This is a genomic window from Streptomyces sp. NPDC107522 (assembly GCF_055657525.1).
Window position 1 is genome coordinate 371,177 of record NZ_JBVKAU010000007.1, and the last position, 13,399, is coordinate 384,575.

Genomic DNA, 13,399 nt, shown 5'->3' on the forward strand with positions numbered 1-13,399 from the left:
TCGGGGGCCGTTCCGGGGGCGGAACCGGATCCGCGTGCGCGTTGATGCCTGCGGCGGCCCGTGTCGCTGAGTGGGGGTGCGCGTAGCGCTGCGGGTCCGTTGTGGGTCGGGGCCGCGCCGGGAGGTGTCCGTCCTCGGACCGGCGGTCACCTTGGGCCGGGACGTGCTGCGTGTTGACGCCGGCCACTGCGGGCGGACACCCCCCGGCACGTCCCCTTCCCGCCGTACGCGACTGCGGGTGCGTGGGGGCGCGCCGCCAAGGGGCTCCTTTACGCGCGCGTGTCGGAAATGACTGACACGCGCGCGTGTCGGAGACAGGGCGCCACGCGCGCGTGTGGAGAGCAGGGCGTCACATGCGCGTCAGGCCGGGCGGACCACGCTGTGGATCGACGACTCTCCGTCGTAGTAGATCGACTCCTCGCGGACGTACGCGCCGGGCTTCGGGGCGTGGATCATCATGCCGTTGCCGATGTAGAGGCCCACGTGGGTGACGTCGTCGTAGAAGAAGACCAGGTCGCCGGGCTGGGCGTTGGACAGGGAGACCGTGGTGCCGGCGTTGACCTGGTCGTAGGTGACGCGGGGGATGTCCACGCCGGCGGCCTTCCAGGCGGCCTGGGTGAGGCCGGAGCAGTCGTAGGAGTCGGGGCCGGTGGCGCCCCAGACGTACGGCTTGCCTATCTGGGCGCGGGCGAAGGCCAGGGCCTTCTCGGCCTTGGTGGCGTACGAGGAGTCCGTCGCGGACGGGTCCGAGGTGCTCGGGGCGGACGGCTGCTCGGTGCTCTCCTGCTGCTGGGCGGCCTCCTGGCGCTGGCGCTCCGCCTCCGCTTGCTGCCGGGCCAGCTCCGCGGCCTTGCGCGCGGCTTCCTCCTGCTTGCGCTTCTCGATCGCGGCGAGGCGTGCCTTCTCCTCCGCCGTCAGCTTCGAGAGGAGTTCCCGTGCGTCGGAGAGCTTCTGCTGGACCGTGGACTTGGCCTGCTGCAGGTCGTTCTGCGACTCGGTGAGCGTCTCGAGGCTCTTGGTGGCCTCCTGACGCTTCTTCATCGTCGTGGACTGCTGCGTGAAGTAGTCGTCGACCGCCTCCTTCTGACGGCCGGTCATACGGTCCATCAGCTGGGTCTGGTCGAAGTAGTCCTGCGGGGTGTCCGCCAGGAGGAAGGTCGCGGTGTCGGGGGCGGCGGCTCCCGTGCGGTACTGGGCGGCGGCGTTGCGGCCGAGCTCCTCGCGCGCGTCGTTGAGCTCCTGGGTGCGCTTGGCGACGTCGTCCAGGAGGGTGTCGACGCGCTTGCGCTGCTTCGCGGTCTTCTCTTTGGCCGCGTTGTACTTCTCGGTCGCCGACTCTGCCTGGCGGTAGAGGTCGTCGACCTTCTTCTCGACCTCTTCGAGGCTCGGCTTGTCGTCCGTCGAGGGGCTCGCGTTGGCCGTCTGGGACAGCAGGGCCACGGAAGTGAGGGCCGCCGTGGCGAGGGCGGGGGTCCGTATGCCTGCTACGCGTGTCCCTGCGGGACGCGACTTGCGGTGCGACGCCAAGGGAGGCGACTCCTTCCGTGCTCCGCCTACCGAGTTAGCTGTCGGGTTCGGGCGGGTGGTTCCGGAAGGGTTGCCCTACGGCCGGTCCCGGGAGGGAAGTCCGGCCGATTCACCCCGGGTTCGGTGGGTCCCCGGCTCCGGTCGCAGCGCGGCGTACCGGACTCGGCGGAGGCCGTGCGGCCCGGCGACGTTCGCCGGTGGGGGTCGTACGGCCTGCCCGGCACGGTAGCCAACTCGTGTGGCCCCTGTGAAGGTTGATGTTCGATATGCCCGATACATTTTCGTGACCTTGAGTCAGAGCCTTGGTGATCACGGTGGGTGACGGCGGGTTTGGGTGGACTTGGACTGTTTGGGCTGACTGTTGGCGTGTGTGGGTGCTTGGGCCGCTTCCTTCATATTGAGGGCCTCGATCACGGGTCGTGGTGGGGTGGTTCTGGAGGGTGAGGTTCCGTCGGGTGGGCCGGTTTCCGGAGATCATCGAGGCCTGAAACAGGTGATGTTCTCGGGGTGGCGGCGGGCTGTCAGTGGAGCGCCCTAGACTCGGAGAGCGATGAGCAGCCTCTTTGACGACAGCTTCCTGGCGGACCTCCAGGCCCCACGGGCCCACGAGGAGGAACCCCCGCCGCCGCCCGAGGACGATCACGCTCCGGAACCGGTTCCGGACGATCTGTTCGGTGGGAAGTTCGACGTGCCTCCGGACCGGGACGCCTACTACCGCGACGGCGCCCCGCGCCCGGCCATCGACGCGGCCGCGCTCCTGGAGGGGCTGAACGACAACCAGCGCGCCGCCGTCGTCCACTCCGGCAGCCCGCTGCTCATCGTGGCCGGCGCGGGATCCGGCAAGACGCGGGTGCTCACCCATCGCATCGCCCATCTGCTGGCCGAGCGGAACGTGCATCCGGGGCAGATCCTCGCGATCACCTTCACCAACAAGGCCGCGGGCGAGATGAAGGAGCGCGTCGAGCAGCTCGTCGGCCCGCGTGCGAACGCGATGTGGGTGATGACCTTCCACAGCGCGTGCGTGCGGATCCTGCGGCGGGAGAGCAAGAAGCTCGGGTTCACGTCGTCGTTCTCGATCTACGACGCCGCCGACAGCAAGCGGCTGATGGCGCTCGTGTGCCGGGACCTGGACCTTGATCCGAAGCGGTTCCCGCCCAAGTCCTTCAGCGCCAAGATCAGCAACCTGAAGAACGAGCTGATCGACGAGGAGGACTTCGCTGCGCAGGCGAGTGACGGCTTCGAGAAGACCCTCGCCCAGGCCTATGCCATGTACCAGTCGCGGCTGCGCGAGGCGAACGCCCTGGACTTCGACGACCTGATCATGACGACGGTCAATCTGCTGCGGGCGTTCCCGGACGTCGCCGAGCACTATCGCCGCCGCTTCCGGCACGTCCTGGTGGACGAGTACCAGGACACCAACCACGCCCAGTACGCGCTCGTGCGCGAGCTCGTCGGCACCAGCGAGCACCCCGTGGACGTGCCGCCGAGCGAGTACGACATCCCGCCCGCCGAGCTGTGTGTCGTGGGTGACGCCGACCAGTCGATCTACGCCTTCCGCGGCGCCACCATCCGCAACATCCTCCAGTTCGAGGAGGACTACCCGGACGCGACGACGATCCTGCTGGAGCAGAACTACCGCTCGACGCAGACGATCCTGTCCGCCGCCAACGCGGTGATCGAGCGCAATGAGTCGCGTCGGCCCAAGAACCTGTGGACCAACGCGGGTGCGGGGGCGCGGATCACGGGCTATGTCGCGGACACCGAACACGACGAGGCGCAGTTCGTCGCCGACGAGATAGACCGCCTCACGGACGCGGGCGAGGCGAAGGCCGGGGACGTCGCCGTCTTCTACCGGACGAACGCCCAGTCCCGTGTCTTCGAGGAGGTCTTCATCCGCGTCGGCCTGCCCTACAAGGTCGTCGGCGGGGTCCGGTTCTACGAGCGCAAGGAAGTCCGGGATGTACTGGCCTACCTGCGGGTGCTGGCCAACCCCGAGGACTCCGTGCCGCTGCGGCGGATCCTGAACGTGCCCAAGCGGGGCATCGGCGAGCGCGCCGAGGCGATGATCGACGCCCTTGCGCAGCGGGAGAAGATCAGCTTCCCGCAGGCGCTGCGGCGCGTGGACGAGGCGTACGGCATGGCCGCGCGGTCGACCAATGCCGTCAAGCGGTTCAACACGCTGATGGAGGAGCTCCGTACGATCGTCGAGTCCGGCGCGGGACCGGCGACCGTCCTGGAGGCCGTGCTCGAACGCACCGGCTATCTCGCCGAGTTGCAGGCATCGACCGATCCGCAGGACGAGACCCGCATCGAGAACCTTCAGGAACTCGCGGCCGTGGCCCTGGAGTTCGAGCAGGAATCCGGTGAGGAAGAGGCCTCGGGCGGGCTCGCGGACTTCCTGGAGCGGGTCGCGCTCGTCGCCGACTCCGACCAGATCCCGGACGAGGAGGAGGACGGCTCCGGCGTCATCACCCTGATGACCCTGCACACCGCCAAGGGCCTGGAGTTCCCGGTCGTCTTCCTCACCGGCATGGAGGACGGTGTCTTCCCGCACATGCGCGCCCTCGGCCAGACCAAGGAGCTGGAGGAGGAGCGGCGGCTGGCATACGTCGGCATCACGCGCGCACGGGAACGGCTGTATCTGACGCGCTCGTCGATGCGCAGCGCGTGGGGGCAGCCGTCGTACAACCCGCCCTCCCGCTTCCTGGAGGAGATCCCGGCGGCGCACGTGGACTGGAAGCGGACGGGGGCGACCGCGCCCATGTCCTCCGGTCCCGCGGCCGGCGTCGCGGCCTCGCTGTCTTCGTCCCGCTCGCGCTCCTCGGCGTCGGGCGCATCCGGTTTCGCCACGCGCCGTACGTCGGAGAAGCCGGTCGTCCAGCTCGCGGTGGGGGACCGGGTCACGCACGACCAGTTCGGGCTCGGCACCGTGATGGCGGTGAAGGGCACAGGCGCGAACGCCGAGGCGACGATCGACTTCGGGGACACCAAGCCGAAGCGGTTGCTGCTGCGGTATGCGCCGGTGGAGAAGCTCTAGCTTGCCCGTGCAGTGAACCCCCGCTGGAAGGGCGGGGGTTCACAGGGTGAGTCGCGTGCGCTGCCTTACGTCGGGTCCAGGCCGTGGCTGCGCAGCCAGGAGAGCGGGTCTATCGCCGAACCGCCGCCCGGCCGGACCTCGAAGTGCAGGTGCGGGCCGGTGGAGTTGCCGGAGTTGCCGGAGTACGCGATGGGGTCGCCGGCCTTCACCGTCGTACCGGAGGCGACGCGGTAGCTGGAGAGGTGGCAGTACCACGTCTCCGTGCCGTCCTTCGCGGTCACGATCATCATGTTGCCGTAGGCGCTGTTCCACTGCGTGCGGACGGTGCCGTCGGTCGCGGCCATCACCGTCGTGCCGTACGAGACGGGGAAGTCGATCCCGGTGTGCACGGACATCCAGTTGATGCCGGACTGGCCGAAGTAGGCGCTGAGGCCGTGGTTCAGGACCGGAATCGCGAACTTCGGGCGCAGCCGCTCCTTGCGGGCCGCCTCTTCGGCGGCCTTCCGCTTCTCGGCCGCCTGCTGAGCCTTGAGGTCGATGCGTTCCTGCGTACGGCTGGCCCGGTCGGCGAAGTCGTCGGCGCCGGCGGCGAGGGTCTCGAGCTGGGCGTCCAGCTTGTTGTTCGCGGTGGACGGCTTCACGGCCTCGCCGTCCGAGGCCGTCGTCGACGTGTCCTTGTCGCCGGTCAGGGTGCCGACGGAGGCGGCGGCGATCCCCGCGACGCCCATCACACACGCCGAGGGCACGGCGACCGTCAGCAGCGCCGAGCGCTTGGGAGGCGTACGGCGGCGGGAGCGGGACCCGCTGCGGGAGGCGGCTCGCGGGGAGGGGGAGGGGGCCGGGGTGGCCTCTTCCTGGTCGTCCAGGAGCGGGGCCGCTTCGGGGAGTTCACCGGTGGCGCTCAGGTCGGTGTCGCCCTGCGCGGCGTGGTCGTAGCCGGTCGCAGGGTCGTCGTAGCCGGTGGCGGCGTGGTGCTCGATCTGCTCGAAGTGCGCGGTCGCCTGCTGATCGAAGGATTCTGCTGACTGCTCGTACTCTGCGGCCGTCTGCGCGGTGCCGCCGTCGGCGTTCCACTGCGTGGCGTCGTACGTGCCCGTCTCGAAGGTCTGCGTGCCCCATTCCCAGTGCTGGGTCTGGTCGGCCGGGGCGCCGGACTGGTCGGGCTGGACCCAGGCGCTCGCGTCCCACTGCCCGGAGGCGTCGTGGCCGGTGGCCTGGTGCGGGACGAAGGGCAGCTGCTGGTGATCGACTGCCCAGGCGGTGGTGTCGTACGCGCCGGTGTCGTAGGCGGCGTGGTGCTGGGCCGCGTAGGCGTCGTAGTTCAGCGTCTGGTGGCTGCCCGTGGACCACTGCGTGGCGTCGTACGCGCCCGTGCTCTCGCCGGGGAGACAGCCGAACAGGGGGTCCGCGTCGAAGGTCGTGGTGGAGTGGCCGGCGGCGTCGAAACCGGTGGTGCCGTACGTGCCGTACGTGGTGGAGTCACCGTAGTGGGCTTCCTGGGCGCCGTACGACGCGTAGTGCGCCGAGGCGGCATCGGAAGCCGGAGCCGGGGAGGTCATGGTCCCCGACGGGTGACGATCGTTCACCAACTTCTCTCTCGCCTCGACAACAGGGGCTGCCAGAGCAGTGCGGCGACTGTACCCGGCGGTATGCGGGCGCGACAATCTTCGGCAGGTTTCGCGCGCGCAGGAAACGGGCATTCGGCCGTGTTTTGGCGGACTGCGGGCGCGAGTTTGGCCTTGTGTTCGAAGGTTGTTCGATGTCGCTCGGCTGTCCCGAGGCTGTGCGGCGGGTGTGATTCAGGTGTTGAGGCGGATGCGGAAGGTGTCGCTGGGGCAGCGTCGGCGGGGCCGGCGAGGGGTGGCGGTCACGCCACGGTGAGACCGTCGGCCTGGGTGGCGGCTTCCGTTCCTGCCATGGCTGTGTCCAGGGCCTGCCGTATTCCGGTCGCCACGGCGGGGTGCACCGGCAGGGCGAGGTGGCCGATGCCGCTCACGCGGATGTTCTGCGCCATCAGGTCCGGGTGGTCGATGCAGGCCGTCTCCAGCGGATCCATCAGGTGGTCGAGGTCGCTCCAGAAGCTCACGAAGTGCGTACGGCAGCCGGGTGCGGGGCGGGCCAGCTCCTCGAGGACCGCTGAACCGGGGCGCATCTGACGGACGATCGGGTGCGCGTTCGCCAGCGGGACGACACTGGTGCCGGAGTGCGGCGTGCCGAGCGTGACGAGCATGCGGACCCTGAGGTCGCCACCGAGGCACTGCGCGTAGTAACGCGCTATGAGCCCGCCGAGGCTGTGGCCGACGACGTCGACCTGCCGGCTCCCGGTGCGCTCGCAGATCTCCTCTATGTGCCGGCCGAGCAGCTCGGCCGCGGTGCGGATGTCGCAGGTCAGCGGAGAGTAGTTGAGCGACTCGATCTGGTGCCTGCCGTGCTGGGCGAGGCTGCGGCGCAGCAGGACGAAGACCGAGCGGTTGTCTATGAAGCCGTGCAGCAGGACGACCGGCGGGCTGGTCTCCGTCGGCAGCTGGGTGGTGCTCCGGGCCTCCGGGGAGCCCTGCGCGGGCAGCTTGGGGGTGGGCCGGCGTTCCTGGGTGATGCCGGAGGGATAGAGGAGCAGATGTCCGGCGAGGATCGCGATCTCCAGGGCGGTCGCCTTCAGCAGGGCCAGGGAGAGACCGGCGAGCCTGCTTGGGAGCAGGCGCCGGCAGAGCGGGAGAAAGGGGAGTGCTGCCCCGGTGACCTTCATGGCCGACCTCCTTGCGGCACGCAGGAGGACGGCTCCGGCCCCCGTGTGCCCTCGTGGGAAGTCGCGGCGGAGGTGGTCGGCGGGGCTAGCGGAGGGTGTATGGGGCAGGCGAGGCACGTGACGCGAGTCGGCCCGGTCGGCCGTGGTGCGCCGGTGACCCGACGAGGCTCCCTGCCGGTGTGGCGACGAGGCTCCCCGCTGTCGTGCCTTACCTGTCCTACGTGCCCTTCGTACCACCGTCGATGCGCCGCACCACCACGTCTCGCGGCCCTGTGGCGCGGTGGTGCGGCGACCTCGTTGCGGCTCCCGTTGCGCGTGGTCCCGCTGCGACGCGTGTACCGCAGGTGCTGCGGCCCGTGTGCCGCAGTGATGTCGGACGGTGCGCGGCGAACGTGTCCCACCGTGTGATTTCCCCCTCGGTCTGCACCGCGAAACTGCCGGTTGCGGGATGCTGGAGATAACGTTCGTTCACTTCCCCGGGCGGTGTGGCCCGGGCGTCCGTGCCGTGGAGGCGCGTCCGGCGCGGTGAGCGGCGGAAACGCGCGATACGCGCACCATGTATGACATGTGCGCCGTGTGCGGCATAACTCGTATATGGGCAGTACTTGTCGGTACGGATGGATGTAGTCGCTTCATGGAGGCAGTGATGGGTGTGGCAGCCGGTCCGATCCGCGTGGTGGTGGCCAAGCCGGGGCTCGACGGCCACGATCGGGGAGCCAAGGTGATCGCGCGGGCGCTGCGTGACGCCGGTATGGAGGTCATCTACACCGGGCTCCACCAGACACCCGAGCAGATCGTCGACACCGCGATCCAGGAGGACGCCGACGCGATCGGCCTGTCGATCCTCTCCGGAGCCCACAACACCCTTTTCGCCGCGGTGATCGACCTCCTCAAGGAGCGGGACGCGGAGGACATTCTGGTCTTCGGTGGCGGAATCATTCCGGAAGCGGATATTCCGCCGCTGAAGGAGAAGGGCGTCGCCGAGATCTTCACGCCTGGGGCGACGACGCAGGCGATCGTGGACTGGGTGCGGGCGAACGTCCGTCAGCCGGCGGGAGCATAGACCGTCGTGCGGTGCGGGTGGGCCGGGGTGAGCGCCGGCTCCAGCTCCTCGATCATGGCCGCCCGCAACCGCAACGTCGTGACGAGGCGCTGGAAAGCCTCCGCCCAGTACCAGCCTGCTCCCGGTGACGCGTCCTCCGGTTCGTCCGGTACCGCCAGCAGGCCGTCGAGGCGGCCCGCCTCGGCCGGGTCGAGGCAGCGCTCGGCCAGGCCCATCACGCCACTGAAACTCCATGGATAACTCCCCGCGTCCCGCGCGATGTTGAGCGCGTCGACCACCGCGCGCCCGAGCGGCGCCGCCCACGGCACCGCGCACACCCCGAGCAGCTGAAACGCCTCGGACAGACCGTGCGTCCCGATGAACCCGGCGACCCACTCGGCCCGTTCGGCCGAGCCCAGCGTGCCGAGCAGCTTCGCCCGCTCGGCCAGGGACACCGCGCCCGGGCCGCCGGCCTCGGGTGCCGAGGGTGACCCGAGGAGCGCCCGCGCCCACTCGGCGTCCCGCTGCCGTACCGCCGCCCGGCACCAGGCCGCGTGCAGCTCGCTCTGCCAGCCGTCCGCCACCGGAAGCTCCACGATCTCCCGAGGCGTACGCCCCCCGAGCCGCCCCGGCCACGCACCCAGCGGTGCCGACTCCACCAACTGGCCGAACCACCAGGACCGTTCACCCCGCCCTGCCGGAGCCTTGGGCACGACCCCGTCGCGTTCCATGCCCGCATCGCACTCGTGCGGGGCCTCGACACTGATCGTCGGCGTCTGCTGCGTGTGGTCCAGCGCCACGCACGCCCCGGCGCGCGCCGCCATCCGCGCAGCCAGCGCCGAACCCGGCAGCGCCGACAGCAACTCCGCCGCCGTAGCCCGGACATTACGGCTCCGGTCGGCCAGCGCCTGCTCCAGGAACGGCTCGTCCGGCGGACCCAGCCCCGTCCGCAGCGAGTCGAGGAACATCAGCCGGTCCTCGGCCCGCTCCGTCGCCCACGTGGAGGCCAGCAGCTCGCGCGCGGCGGCGGGCTCACGCGCCCGTATCGCGGAGAGCAGCGCGACCCGCTCGGCGAACAACCCCTCCTGCCAAAGCGCTTGAACCCCGGCCGCGTCCTCGAGGTGCGGCAGCGCCGCGCCGCCGCCCGGTGCCGCGCGCAGGGCGAAGCGCCAGTCCGGGTTCAGCCGGGCGAGCCACACCGCCCGTGGGCCCGCGAACGTCAGCGCCGCAGGCCGTAGATCCGTACGCCCCCGCGCCGCGTCCAGCAGCGCGGGAAGCGCCTGAGGGGGTGGCGCGAAACCGCGGTCGTTCGCCGTCGCGAGCCACTGGGGGAGCAGCTCCATGAGGTCCGGTGCCGTGCCTCTGCGGCCGCCACCGGCCGCGCCCGCACGGTCGGCCAGCAGCATCGCCAGCCTGCGGGCCGCTGCCGGGGGCAGCGCGGGACGCGGATCCTCGGGAGCCGGCTGCGGCCGCTGCGCCGCCCGCGCCGGCCGAAGCCCCGCCCGCCGCCGTACGGTCTCCACGGCCGCCGCGTCCAGCAGCGCCGCGGGCGCCTCCCGGCCCGGCTCGCAGCCCGGGGGCGTGCGCCGGTCCGTGCCGAGCAGGGCGGCTGTGACGAGTTCCTCCCAGGTGCTCGGCGTCGGCGAATCCACAGGAACGGAGGGCCTGTTCATGATGGTCCTTCCTCTCTGTCTTCTGTGCCGTCTGTGCCTGCGCCGTCGATGCCGTGTGGGCCTTCTCTGCCTTCTTTGCCTGCTCTGCCTTCGTGCCGGGTGTCGTGGAGTGGGTGAAGGGGTGTCTGGGTCGGGTGGCCGGCGTGACGGATGGGCGTGCCGCCAGGGCGCTGGGCGTCGGGCGGCAGGTGCCGCACGGCTGCCGCGACGATCGTGCCGGTCAGCACAGCTGCACCGCCTCGCCCGCGCCCGCCGGCCAGGCCGTCAACGGGGTGAAGCCGCGGTGGCCGCACTCCCCGAACACCTTGATCGGGGCGCCGCCCGACAGCGCGACCAGGCGCCACAGGCCCGGGCGGGCTCGGGCGGCTGGGGTGAGCGGCAGGGCCGTGTCGGCGTCGGCGTCCGCCAGCTGCCACGAGTCGCCGTCCGGGGCCGGTACGACCCGGTCCAGGGTCACCGGGACGGAGTCCAGCCATGGATCGTCGCGGAGCGCCTCGCCGTAACGGGCCGTGGCCTCGGCCGTCGTCACGCCCGGCGGGCGTATCGCCGACGGAGCGGGCGGTGCGAACTGCTCGCCCAGGGCAGCCCGCAGCTGTCCGGCGCCCGGATACGCCGACACCTCCGCCTCCAGGGTCAGACCGACAGGCAGGGCGAGCTCGGGTGCCCGTCCGGCCGCCCCATAAGAGAGGAGCAGCGCGGTACGGCCCGAGTCGGCGCCGTACAGCCATATCCGGCGCGTCGTCAGTTTCACGTCGGCCGTGTCGTACTGGGCGAGGACCAGCCAGCGGTCCCGCACGGGCGGGCCGTCCGCCGAGGCGGGCAGGCCGATGCGCGAGCGGACCGTGTCCGCGAGGCCGTCGGGCAGCCGCTCGCGGCGCAGCCAGCCCTGGTCGAGGAGGTGGAGAAGGGCGCACTCCTCCAGCAGGCGCACCGGCCAGCCGGGTCCCGATGCCGGGATCGCACCCAGTTCCCGTACCCGGGCGGCCAGTCCGGGCGCCTGGGCGTCGACCATGCGGGCCGCCGTCTCCTCCCACAGGCCGTACCCCGCCTGTTCCGCGCCGGCCAGGCCGCCGCGCAGCAGGTCCGTCAAACGCTGCTCCAGCTCCGTCGCCCCCGCGGTGACCCGCACGGCCCGGCGCTCCGCCCTGCGCCGCGCCGCCTCCGGGTCACCGGTCCCCGACGAGGAACCGGACGCGCCCGCGGTCCGCTTCTCCTCCGCGCGCTGCCTTCTCCCCTTTATCCACTGCTCCGCCCAGTCCGGCGGCGGCCCGGGCGGCACCGCACCCTCTCCGCCCGCCCAGAGCAGCAGCAGCCCGAGGGCGTGCTTGCACGGGAACTTCCGGCTCGGACAACTGCACTTGTACGCGGGGCCGGACGCGTCCGCGATGTCGATGACCGTCTGATACGGCTTGCTGCCACTGCCCTTGCACAGCCCCCACACCGTCCCCTCGTCGGAACTCCCCGCCTCGGACCACGGCCCCGCCGCTCCGAGTTTGCTTCCCGCTTTGCGTGACGCGGCGTCAGGCGCCAGTGCCAGCACCTGGTCCGCGGTCCAGCGCACCCCCTGCTGAGTCATGCCATCGAAGGTAGATCCCACCACTGACAATCGGCCGGGGCGGAGAACCCGCGAGCGGCTCTGCGAGCGCGTTTGCGCAGGTCGGAACGCATTGTCAGTGGCGTGGTGCAACGTGGATGCCAGATCCGAAACGGCGGCTGAACCGGCCGAGCTGGAGGGGGACTTTGCCATGCCTGTGTCCGTAGAACCGACGTCCGTCGAAGCAGGGGAGACGGAGCCGTCCGCGGCGTTGCGACCGCACGCCGAGGACGCCTTCGCCCATGAACTGGCCTCACTGGCCGCGCAGGACGACCGTCCGCGCCCGGCCCGCTGGAAGCTGTCGCCGTGGGCCGTGGCCACGTATCTGCTCGGCGGCACGCTTCCCGACGGGACCGTGATCACGCCGAAGTACGTGGGGCCGCGCCGCATCGTCGAGGTCGCCGTCACCACCCTCGCCACCGACCGGGCCCTGCTCCTGCTCGGCGTGCCCGGGACCGCGAAGACCTGGGTCTCCGAGCACCTGGCCGCCGCCGTCAGCGGCGACTCGACACTGCTGGTGCAGGGCACGGCGGGCACGCCCGAGGAGGCGATCCGGTACGGCTGGAACTACGCGCAGTTGCTCGCGCACGGGCCGAGCCGGGACGCCCTCGTGCCCAGCCCGGTCATGCGGGCCATGGCGGAGGGGATGACCGCCCGGGTCGAGGAGCTGACCCGTATTCCGGCCGACGTTCAGGACACACTGATCACGGTCCTGTCGGAGAAGACACTGCCGATACCGGAGTTGGGGCAGGAGGTGCAGGCCGTCCGTGGCTTCAACCTCATCGCCACGGCCAACGACCGCGACCGCGGCGTCAACGACCTCTCCAGCGCCCTGCGCCGCCGCTTCAACACGGTCGTGCTGCCGCTGCCGGAGAGCGTCGAGGCGGAGGTGGACATCGTCTCCCGGCGGGTCGACCAGATCGGGCGCTCCCTCGACCTGCCGGCCGCGCCCGACGGCATCGACGAGATCCGCCGCGTGGTGACCGTCTTCCGTGAGCTGCGTGACGGGGTGACGTCCGACGGCCGCACCAAGGTGAAGTCGCCGAGCGGCACGCTGTCGACGGCCGAGGCGATCTCCGTAGTCACCAACGGCCTCGCTCTGGCCGCCCACTTCGGCGACGGGGTGCTGCGGCCCGGCGACGTCGCCGCGGGCATCCTCGGCGCCGTCGTCCGCGATCCGGCGGCCGACCGGGTCATCTGGCAGGAGTACCTGGAGGCGGTCGTGCGCGAGCGGGACGGCTGGACGGACTTCTACCGGGCGTGCCGGGAGGTGAGCGCGTGAACGACGACCTGGGGTGGGGCCGTCCCAATGGCGGGTCCAAGACGGGGGGATCCAAGCCGGGCGTGTCCGTGACCGGGCGCCTTACGGGGGCGGTGCCGCGACCTTGAGTGGACGAGGCGGCGTGGGCGGCCGGTGAGCGACGCCAGGGCGGTCCTGGCCGGAGGGCCGGTGCGGGGCATCCGTGGTGGTCCTGACCGGAAGGCCGGTGCGGGGCGTCCGTGGCGCTCGGGACCGGAGGGCCGGTGCGGGGCGTCCGTGGCGCTCGGGACCGGAGGGCTGGTGCTGGCGTCCGGGTCGGGTCGGCGGCGTGAAATTCACGCGCGACCGTGGTGGTCATGACGGGAGTGCCGGTGCGGGGCGTCAGTGGCGGTCTTGACTGGGCCGGCCCGTGAAGGACGTCAACGGACGTTCTGACTGGGGCGGTTCGGTGGACGGGGGCAGGGCGCGGCCAGGTGGTGCGGAGCGGCGTGGGCCGTGGATGCGAAGGCGAGTCGGTAA

8 protein-coding genes and 1 riboswitch are annotated in these 13,399 nt (G+C 71.3%); of the genes, 3 read left to right on the forward strand and 5 right to left on the reverse strand.

From position 1 onward, the window contains the following. Positions 1–360: 360 nt before the first annotated feature. On the reverse strand, positions 361–1,527 hold the full coding sequence (locus tag ACZ7L6_RS24975) for a C40 family peptidase (protein WP_471927416.1): 1,167 nt from the start codon (positions 1,525–1,527) through the stop codon (positions 361–363). An 8-nt stretch (positions 1,528–1,535) separates the two neighbouring features. After that, positions 1,536–1,705: riboswitch (cyclic di-AMP (ydaO/yuaA leader) on the reverse strand. A gap of 372 nt (positions 1,706–2,077) precedes the next feature. Here ACZ7L6_RS24975 and pcrA point away from each other — a divergent pair. Then, complete coding sequence (gene pcrA, locus ACZ7L6_RS24980; protein WP_471927418.1) at positions 2,078–4,564, forward strand: DNA helicase PcrA; 2,487 nt, start codon at positions 2,078–2,080, stop codon at positions 4,562–4,564. Between the two features lie 65 nt (positions 4,565–4,629). Here pcrA and ACZ7L6_RS24985 read toward each other — a convergent pair whose 3' ends face one another. Further along, the gene (locus ACZ7L6_RS24985; RefSeq protein WP_471927532.1) at positions 4,630–6,123 is read right to left on the reverse strand and encodes a M23 family metallopeptidase; all 1,494 of its coding nucleotides are present in this window, start codon (positions 6,121–6,123) and stop codon (positions 4,630–4,632) included. A 308-nt stretch (positions 6,124–6,431) separates the two neighbouring features. Beyond that, positions 6,432–7,310 (reverse strand): esterase/lipase family protein, encoded by an 879-nt coding sequence (locus ACZ7L6_RS24990; RefSeq protein WP_471927420.1) that lies wholly within the window; start codon positions 7,308–7,310, stop codon positions 6,432–6,434. Positions 7,311–7,956: 646 nt separating this feature from the next. Between ACZ7L6_RS24990 and ACZ7L6_RS24995 the strand changes: the two genes are divergently transcribed. Then, positions 7,957–8,373 carry a cobalamin B12-binding domain-containing protein gene (locus ACZ7L6_RS24995; RefSeq protein WP_433046029.1) on the forward strand — a complete coding sequence of 139 codons (417 nt, stop codon included), beginning with the start codon at positions 7,957–7,959 and terminating at the stop codon, positions 8,371–8,373. Here the strand turns inward: ACZ7L6_RS24995 and ACZ7L6_RS25000 are convergent. Both ACZ7L6_RS25000 and ACZ7L6_RS25005 read right to left on the reverse strand, forming a co-directional pair. After that, on the reverse strand, positions 8,355–10,025 hold the full coding sequence (locus ACZ7L6_RS25000) for a DUF5691 domain-containing protein (RefSeq protein ID WP_471927422.1): 1,671 nt from the start codon (positions 10,023–10,025) through the stop codon (positions 8,355–8,357). The genes ACZ7L6_RS24995 and ACZ7L6_RS25000 overlap by 19 nt on opposite strands. Before the next feature lie 220 nt (positions 10,026–10,245). Beyond that, positions 10,246–11,601, reverse strand: a complete 1,356-nt coding sequence (locus tag ACZ7L6_RS25005) for an SWIM zinc finger family protein (RefSeq protein WP_471927424.1) — start codon at positions 11,599–11,601, stop codon at positions 10,246–10,248. Between the two features lie 169 nt (positions 11,602–11,770). Between ACZ7L6_RS25005 and ACZ7L6_RS25010 the strand changes: the two genes are divergently transcribed. Further along, on the forward strand, positions 11,771–12,901 hold the full coding sequence (locus ACZ7L6_RS25010) for an ATP-binding protein (RefSeq protein ID WP_471927426.1): 1,131 nt from the start codon (positions 11,771–11,773) through the stop codon (positions 12,899–12,901). The last annotated feature ends 498 nt before the right edge of the window (positions 12,902–13,399 follow it).